We start from the raw sequence: 7,589 nt of genomic DNA on the forward strand, positions 1-7,589 counted from the left end.
GGGCAGGGTGGGTCCCATGGACCACCACACCAGACTCGACGTCTTCGAGAACGAGGCGGCGGCCTTCGCCGAAGCCGTCCGGCGCGCCGCCGACGGCGGCCGCGAGGCGCCGCCCGTGCCCTCCTGCCCCGGCTGGTCGGTCGCCGACCTCGTCGGACACCTCGGCAGCGTCCAGCGCTACGTCACCCACCACCTGCGGGAACGGCTCACCGCACCCTGCGACCCCACCGACCCGCAGCTCTACGCCCTGCCCGCCGACCCGGCCGTACGGGCGGCCTGGCCGAGGCCGGACCGGACCCCGCACCGCGGGCCCGTACCGCAGGAGCTGTTCGACTGGTCGCAGGCCGCCGCCCGGGACCTGGCGTCCGTCCTGCGCGAACTGGGCCCGGACGCGCCGGTGTGGACCTGGTCGGCGCAGGAGGAGCACACCAGCGGCTTCTGGCTGCGGATGCAGACCATCGAACAGGCCGTCCACCGCTGGGACGCGCAGGCGGCGCTGGGGGACCCCGCCCCCTTCGACCCCGATTTCGCCGCGGACGCCGTCGCCCAGACCTTCGAGGTCATGGCCCCCGCCCGGCGCGGCTGGAAGCAGGCCCCGCCCGGCACGGGGGAGCGCTACCGCTTCCGCCGCACCGACGGACCCGGCACCTGGACGGTGGAGTTCGACGGCGACCGGGTCGGCCTCGCACCGCGGGACACGGCCCCGGTGGACGTCGAAGCCGCCGGCACGGCCGGCGACCTGATGCTGTTCCTCTGGCAGCGGCTCCCCGCCGGCCGCCTGCACGTCACCGGTGACACCGCACGGCTCGACCACTGGTTCACCCTCGTACCCCCGGTCTGAGCGGTGTCCCGCGCCGGAGGAGACGGCTCAGCCCCGCTGCGCCGCGACCGCGGCCAGCTCCGCCGGCGCGAGCGGCGGCCCGGTCAGCTGCGGCCGGCGCGGCCCCAGCAGGGCCGCCAGCAGCACCGGCGGGGTGAACAGCCGGCTGGCGGGACGCTCCAGGGTCATCACGTCCGTCACCGCCCGGGTCACCCGGCCGTTGCCGGTGCTCGTGCGCATCAGCCGCCGCACGTAGGCCGCGGCGACCCGCTCGGCCGGCGTCGGGCCGCTCTCCGTGGCCCCGGGGTAGAAGACGTCGTTCCCCGTGGACAGCGCCCACGCGGCGGCCACCGGCCCGGCGACGGCCTTCTGGGCGCGGGCGGCGAGCCGGCCGTCGGACCAGCCGTACCGGACGACGGTGTCCCGCAGGGCGAGCGCGCTCTGCGCGGCCACCGACATGCCGTGCCCGTAGACCGGGTTGTAGGCGGCGACCGCGTCGCCGAGCACCAGGAACCGCCCGGGCAGCGCGGCCTTCTCGTAGTGGTGCCTGCGGTTGACGGTCGTACGGGTGAGCACCACGTCCGTCAGCGGCTCCGCCCCGGCGATCAGCTCGCTGACGATCGGGTGCCGCAGCGCGCGGGCGAACTCCTCGAAGTCCCCCGCGTCCGCGGTGGGTTCGCCACCCCGCGTCCCCGACAGGGTGACCAGCCAGCGGTCGCCCTCGATCGGGACCAGGGTCGCGGACCGCCCGGGGCCGGTCTCGCGCGGGTCGGCCTGGACGTTCACGATGACGGGGAAGCTGCTCCCGAGGTCCTTCGGGGCCCGGAAGATCCGGCTGGCGTAGACGAGGCCGGGGTCGACCGTCCGTACGGCGGGCTCGGCCACGCCCAGCTCGCGCAGCCACCGCGGCGTGCGGGAGGCCCGCCCGGAGGCGTCCACCACCAGGTCCGCGTCCAGCACCCGCTCCGCGCCGTCCTCCCCGCGCACCCGGACGCCCGTGACGCACCGGGCGTCGCCCGCCGGGCCGAGCACCTCGGTGCGGTCGGCGACGGTGACGCCGGGCAGCGCCGCCACGGCCCGGCGGACGTGCCAGTCGAGCAGGTCGCGGCTGGCGAGGAGCACGTAGTGGGACTCCTTCTCCCACCGGCGGAACCAGCCCTCGGGGGAGAAGCCGACCATGTTCGTGGGCAGCGAGATCCGGTGGGCCCCGTCGTCCCGCAGCGCTCCGATGGTGCCCGGTACCAGGGCGTCGACGGCCGCGGCCCCGCCGGACCACAGCAGGTGCGCGTGGTGCGCCTGCGGCAGCCCCTTGCGGGAGAGCGGCCCCTGCGGCAGCGCGTCCCGCTCGACGACCACGACCTCCCCCGCCCCGGCGCGGACGAGCGCGGCCGCCGTGAGCATGCCGGCCAGGCTGCCCCCGATGACGACCGCGACGGGCCGGCCGGGGGACGGTGCTGAACTGCTCATGAAGTCACGCTCTCTGGGTGGTCTGACGGCCCGGACCGGGCGCGGAGGGAGAGGACGGCAGGGGACCGGCGCAGGGCCTTGGCCACCGCCACGAGGTCCGGCGCCGCCGCCGCGCCCGCCACCGGCCCGTCCCCTGCCCCGGCCTCGACGCCGTCGCGCAGGGCCGCGACCGCCGCCACCACGGCCACCGCCTCGGCGGTCGCCGCCGCCCGCTCGGGCGCCTCGCCGCGGGCCAGGGCCTCGGCGAGCGCCCGCTCGCGGACCCCGGGGTCCGTGTACGGCTGGAGCCGCAGCAGCCCGTCGCTGATCTGGGTCCTGCGCTGGACCAGGCGCCGGCTGATGGGGGACCGCCGGGGGAGCCGCACCGAACCGGTGTCCAGACCGGCCAGTTCCCGTACGAACGGGCCGAGGCACCGGTAGTGGTAGTAGTCGGTGCAGAGCCCCTGGAGCGCCTGGCCGGCGTGGGGCAGGATGAAGCCCACGGCGATGAACAGGGCGCACACGGAGGCGATGGGCGGGGCCACGTACGTGCTGAGCCAGTCCAGGTCGTGGCCGCCCCAGCGGGCGAACACCGCCGTCAGCTTCACGCTGTCGTAGCAGAGGTTCAGGACGAACCCGATGACCAGGAGCACGAGTCCGGAGCGCAGCCAGCCCGTCACCTCCCGCAGCCAGGCCCAGGTGACCGCCGCGGTGATCGCGCAGGCGATGGTGTGGGCCCCGAGGTAGAGCATGATGTGCTCGCGCATCCACGGCGTGTTGGCGTAGTAGGTGTCCAGGTCCCGCAGCCGCTCGACCGGTACGTCGGCGAACGCGAAGGTGGTCCACAGGCCCGCCACGACCGCCGCGTAGGCGATGCCGATCGTCCAGTTGGTCCGGCGCACCCGCCGGGGATCGCCCCCGCGCCAGTGGATGATCATGATCAGGCAGGAGGCGCAGAACATCGTGAGCAGTGTGTAGACCAGCGGCGCCGCGAAGTTGCTGATGCCGGTGGAACTGTTCAGCAGCGCCAGGGTCTTCGGCCGGCCGAAGTAGAAGACGGCCGAGGCCAGCAGGAGCAGGCCGCCGACGGACCGCACGTTCGGGTCGATCCGCCAGAACCTCATCATGACCGGGAGGCGGATCGCGAAAGCGAGGGTGAGGATCGCCGCCGGTATGAGGTACGGGATGTAGTACTTGTCCGAGGTCACCGTCAGCCGATCGGTCCGCGGTAGCCCAGGGCGTTGCCTATCCGCCCGGCGACGTCGTTCCTGCGGACGGCCCCCGGGGCGTCGCCGCCCACCAGCCACGCCCGGCACCGGTCCCCGAGCATCAGGCCGAAGCTCTCCGCCTCGATCTCCTGGGCGTCCTCGTAGTGCGAGCGCGCGGCGACACTGGCGTACGTCAGGTCCGACGCGTCGGGCAGGGCCCGGGCGGCATCGGCCGCCCCGCGCCCGTGGCCGGTGCAGTGGCCGGCCTTCATGTGCCACAGCTCGTGCCCCAGGATGACCAGTTGGTGGTCCGGGGTCGTGTACTTCTCCACCACGACGATGTCGTATTCCTCCATGTTCAGCCACAGGCCCGAGGTGGTCAGCTCGGAAGGGAAGCGCTCGAAGCGCAGCACGATCGGGCGGCCGCCGCGGGTGCGGCTCATGGCGTCGCACAGGGCCCGGAAGAGGGTCTGCGGCTCGACCGGCGCCTCGAGGTCGAGGGAGGAGGTCAGCGCCGTGCACAGCTTGCGCATCGAACGGGACAGGTTCACCGGGCCACCTCGGTGGAGAGCATTCCGCTGATCATGCCCAGGAGCAGCGTCTCCTGCGTACGGCTGAGGGCCCTTCCCCGGGTGGAGATGGAAACCAGCCCGTACTGGTTCGTGAGGTCGGCCATCAGGTCGCCCGATCCGTAGCTGAGGGACTCGACCGCGGGCCACAGGGCCCTGCTCACCGCCTGCGCGGGCGTGTCCGTCAGGAAGGTGATGTCCCGGCCGAAGAAGGCCGCGAACTCCTGGCAGTGCCGCAGGTGCGGAGGTTTCCCGCCCGACACCAGATCGCCGACCCACCGGGGGTCCGCGCCGATCGCCGCCGCGATCTCCGCGACAGAGTACGGCTGTCCGTGGGTGTCGCGCGAGCCGGCGTACAGGAACGCCGCACGGGCGCGGACCGTCTCCCCGGCCTCCTCGGACGCGGGCCCGGCGGACTGCTCGCCCCGCAGCAGCGCCGCCGTCACCTCCACGGGGACGCCGGTCCGCTCGGAGAGCGACTCCGGGTCGAGGATCTCGTCCACGTCCAGTTGCCTCTCCGCGGCGAGCGCCCGGATCCGGGCGAGCGTCGTGGCGAGGGAAAGCGGCGGACCGCCAACGGGGACAGTCATCTGTCTGTGCTCCCATACGTCCGAAGGGCAGATCCGTCTGCACTCCCGGGACGACGGTAGGCCCCCCCGGGCAACAAGATCCCCAGCGCCGAACGGATCGTTGTCGAATCGAAAACGATCGATGACCGGACGCGGGGACGCACAGCAAGATACAGCCAGCGCGGCGGCCCGTGGCGGGAAAGGGTGCATGCCCGCAGCTCATCGGGGCGACCTGCCCGGCCGGTAAGGAGTACGCCGGGCATCCGCCCCATACCCGCAGGTCCGGGCACCCGCCGTCCGCGCCCCACCGCCCCGCGCCCGCCCGCCCCGTCCCCCGCCGCCGCGCCCGCGCACGCCGCCGGGCGCCGCCCGGCACCGGGGAGCCCCCGGCGCCGGAAAACCCGCGCGGCCACGTACCATGGCCGCATGTCCTTCCTCCGCCGCCACCGCGCCGCCACACCCGCCGGCCCGGACTTCGACGTCCTCGCCATGGACCCGGGGGACTGGCCGGGCAACCTCGGGGCCGGGCTGCTGCCCGCACCCGACGGCAGCTGCCAGGGCGTCTTCCTGCGGTACGACCTGTTCGGCGGCCGCGGCCCCGCGATGATCATCGGCAACCTGCCCGAGGGATCCCCGGCGCGGGAGCTCGCCGAGGGCCAGGTCCCCTTCGAGGTGGCCCAGCTCCTCGACGCCCTCGAGAACGACGAGGACGTCGAGGTCACCGGGACGGAGGACTGCCCCGTCATGCAGGGCGACAACCTCCTCATCGTCCGGAAGATCAAGCTCTCCGAGGGCCGCATCTCCTGCGTCCAGTTCGACCGCAGCGACAACGTCCTCGTGACGATCGCCAGCTGGGACCGGCCGATCACCGACGACCTCTACGCGCTGCTGAAGCCGCTCCCCGCCGAGCTCTTCCAGCAGGGCTGACCGCCGCACCGCGCGGCGCCACCGCGCACACCGCCGGGCGCTACGCGTCCGCGATGTCGTTCGCCGCGACGTAGCCGAACGTCATCGCGGGCCCGATCGTCGATCCGGCCCCCGCGTAGCTGTGGCCCATCACCGCCGCGCTCGCGTTGCCCGCCGCCCACAGCCCCCGGATCACCGACCCGTCCGCCCGCAGCGCCCGGGCCCGCGCGTCGGTCACGATGCCGCCCTTGGTCCCGAGGTCGCCCGGGACGATCCTGAAGGCGTGGAACGGGGGCGCCCAGACCGGCGCCAGGCACGAGTTCGGCGCCACGTTCGGGTCCGTGTAGTAGTGGTCGTACGCCGTGTCCCCCCGGTGGAAGTCCGCGTCCGTCCCGCTCCAGGCCTGGGCGTTGAAGCGGTTGAGCGTCGCCCGCAGCGCGGCCGCCGGCACCCCGATCTGCCCGGCCAGCGCGTCCCAGGTCCACGCCTTCTTCGCGGCGCCCGCCTCGTACCACGCGTCCGGGAAGGGCAGCGTCGGCAGGATGTCCTTGAACAGGTACCTGTTGCGGTAGTTCTGGTCCACGATCAGCCAGGCCGGGATGTGCGAGCCCGCCGCATCCCGGTCCTTCTCGTACATCACGTGCACCACGTCGCTGTACGGCGCGGCCTCGTTGACGAAGCGGGCACCCGCCCGGTTCACGATCAGACCGCCGGGCAGGGTCCGCTCCGCCAGGCAGAAGTACGGCTCCCCGGGCAGCGGGATCGACGGCCCCCACCAGGCGTCCTCCATCAACGCCAGGGCCGCGCCCGCCCGTTGGCCGGCCCGGATCCCGTCACCGGTGTTCTCCTTCGCGCCCACCGACCACTCGGTGCCGATCGGCTGCTGCTGGTACTGCGCCCGCATCTGGGCGTTGTGCTCGAAGCCGCCGGAGCCGATCACGACCCCCTTGCGGGCCCGTACGACGCCCTGGACGCCCTCCTTCTCCACCACGACCCCGGTGACCGCCCCGCCCTCCTGCACCAGGTCGGCCAGCGGGCTGTTCAGCCACACGGGCACCCCCGCGCGCAGCAGCCCGGCCCGCAGTCCGGCCGCCAGCGCCTGGCCCATCGTCAGCGGCTTCTCGCCGCGCAGCGCGGCCTTCGTCCCGCGCGCCAGGCACTCCGTGGAGACCGCGAGCCCCCTCGCGCTGACGGCGGCCAGGTTCAGCCACTTGTAGTCCTGGCTGAACACCACCATCCCGGCGGGCACCGGCATGTACGGCGGGTTCAGGTGCGCCAGTTCGGCGCCCAGGACGTTGCCGTCGATCTGGTCCGGCTCGATGGAGCGGCCGTTCGGCAGTCCGCCCGGCAGGTTCGGGTAGTAGTCGCTGTAGCCGTCCATGAAGCGGAACCGCAGCGGGCTGTGCGCCATGACGAAGTCCAGCATCCGGGGACCGTTGTCGAGGAACGCCCGCTGCCGGCCGGCCGGCACCTGCGGACCCACCACCGCCGACAGGTACGCGGCGGCCTTCTCCGGAGTGTCCGGCACCCCCGCCTCCAGGATCACCGAGTTGTTCGGCAGCCAGATCCCGGCGCCGGAGCGCGCCGCCGAACCGCCGAAGGTCGCCGCCTTCTCCACCACCAGCACGCTCAGCCCCCGCCCGGCGGCGGTCAGGGCGGCGGTCATCCCGGCCGCCCCCGACCCGACCACCACGACGTCGTACTCGCCGAGCGGGGTCTCGGCGGCCCGCGCGGCCGCACCCGGCAGCACGGTGGCGGCGAGCACCCCGGCCCCCGTGCCGGCGAGGACCGCCCGGCGGGAGGGAGGGGCGGGGTGCCGTCGGTCGGGGCTCTCGGTCACGGGCACGGCCTCGGTCATGGGCGGACTCCAGCGGGAGGGGAGGGCGGGGGGCGGCTCCGGCACGTCTGATGCCGGGTCAGAGAAACTGTTCGGGGGATCATGTGATGTCAAGGCACGCGCGCCGCACAACCGGTCCGGCCCCGGACAGGCCCTGCGGGTGCTGGAATCCTTCACCGCCGACCGCTACCCCCTGATCCTCGCGGGGCACACGCACGGCGGGCAGCTGTGCAT

Annotated in this window: 7 protein-coding genes; 2 read left to right on the top strand and 5 right to left on the bottom strand. The window is 74.1% G+C overall.

Features of this window, described 5'->3' with window-relative positions:
- Positions 1 to 16 precede the first annotated feature (16 nt).
- On the top strand, positions 17 to 841 hold the full coding sequence (locus tag AB0D45_RS30220) for a maleylpyruvate isomerase family mycothiol-dependent enzyme (RefSeq protein WP_362464886.1): 825 nt from the start codon (positions 17 to 19) through the stop codon (positions 839 to 841).
- Positions 842 to 868: 27 nt separating this feature from the next.
- On the opposite strand, the gene AB0D45_RS30225 is transcribed toward AB0D45_RS30220, so the two are convergent.
- Genes AB0D45_RS30225 through AB0D45_RS30240 form a run of 4 tightly spaced genes read right to left on the bottom strand, consistent with a single transcriptional unit; the run spans position 869 to position 4,633 of the window.
- Positions 869 to 2,287 carry an FAD-dependent monooxygenase gene (locus AB0D45_RS30225; RefSeq protein WP_362464889.1) on the bottom strand — a complete coding sequence of 473 codons (1,419 nt, stop codon included), beginning with the start codon at positions 2,285 to 2,287 and terminating at the stop codon, positions 869 to 871.
- Entirely contained in the window at positions 2,284 to 3,474 is a 1,191-nt protein-coding gene (locus AB0D45_RS30230) for an MAB_1171c family putative transporter (protein ID WP_362464893.1), read from the bottom strand. Before AB0D45_RS30230 ends, AB0D45_RS30225 begins: the two co-directional genes overlap by 4 nt.
- Positions 3,475 to 3,476: 2 nt before the next feature.
- Complete coding sequence (locus tag AB0D45_RS30235) at positions 3,477 to 4,007, bottom strand: toxin-antitoxin system, toxin component (RefSeq protein ID WP_362464908.1); 531 nt, start codon at positions 4,005 to 4,007, stop codon at positions 3,477 to 3,479.
- A 14-nt stretch (positions 4,008 to 4,021) separates the two neighbouring features.
- Entirely contained in the window at positions 4,022 to 4,633 is a 612-nt protein-coding gene (locus AB0D45_RS30240; protein WP_362464896.1) for a hypothetical protein, read from the bottom strand.
- A 405-nt stretch (positions 4,634 to 5,038) separates the two neighbouring features.
- On the opposite strand from AB0D45_RS30240, the gene AB0D45_RS30245 reads away from it, so the two are divergent.
- Positions 5,039 to 5,539, top strand: coding sequence for a hypothetical protein (locus AB0D45_RS30245; protein WP_361611550.1), 501 nt, complete (start codon positions 5,039 to 5,041; stop codon positions 5,537 to 5,539).
- Positions 5,540 to 5,579: 40 nt separating this feature from the next.
- On the opposite strand, the gene kstD is transcribed toward AB0D45_RS30245, so the two are convergent.
- Entirely contained in the window at positions 5,580 to 7,376 is a 1,797-nt protein-coding gene (gene kstD / locus AB0D45_RS30250) for a 3-oxosteroid 1-dehydrogenase (RefSeq protein ID WP_362464899.1), read from the bottom strand.
- Between the last annotated feature and the right edge of the window lie 213 nt (positions 7,377 to 7,589).

It is taken from the genome of Streptomyces sp. NPDC048352, from assembly GCF_040651895.1.
GTDB lineage: Bacteria > Actinomycetota > Actinomycetes > Streptomycetales > Streptomycetaceae > Streptomyces.